This is a genomic window from Chryseobacterium ginsengisoli (genome assembly GCF_039542325.1).
Taxonomy (GTDB): Bacteria; Bacteroidota; Bacteroidia; order Flavobacteriales; family Weeksellaceae; genus Chryseobacterium; species Chryseobacterium ginsengisoli.
Genome location: NZ_BAABHX010000032.1, coordinates 1 through 524, shown reverse-complemented (window position 1 = coordinate 524; position 524 = coordinate 1). Strand labels below are relative to the sequence as shown.

Below are 524 nucleotides of genomic sequence, written 5' to 3'. Positions count from 1 at the left end.
GGCACCTGGTCGCTCGGGATGACCGAGGACGAGATCTTCGCCGGGTTCCCGGTATCGCTGTTCGTCACGATCGTCGGCGTGACGTACCTGTTCTCCGTCGCCCAGCGCAACGGCACCATCGACCTGCTGGTGCGCGGCGGGGTCCGGTTGGTGCGCGGCAAGGTGGCGCTGATCCCGTGGGTGCTGTTCGGCATCGCCGCGGTGCCCACCGCCTTCGGCACCTTCACCCCGGCGGCCGAGGAGCTGTCCGCGCACGTCCGGGCGGGCTGGGTCGCGTTCGCCGTCGGCGGCGACCCGGGGTGGCCGCCCTACGACCTCGACGGCCGGCCGACCCAGGTGCTCGACGTGCCCCCGGCGGTCACCGGCTACCCGGAGGAGACGTCGCGGCGGATCTGGCGGGACCACGTCTTCGCGCCGCTGCCGCTGCGGCTGCCGTTCGAGGTGCCCCCGACGCTCGCCGTCGGCGCCGACCTGAAGAACACCTGCTGCCTGGGTTCCGGCCGGTCGGCCTGGTTCAGCGGGCA

Annotated in this window: 1 protein-coding gene; it reads left to right on the top strand. The window is 73.5% G+C overall.

Annotated elements, in window-relative coordinates; translation table 11 throughout:
• Nucleotides 1-524, top strand: a 524-nt coding sequence (locus tag ABD940_RS22855; protein ID WP_486303711.1) for a transporter permease, incomplete at both ends; no start/stop codon positions are given.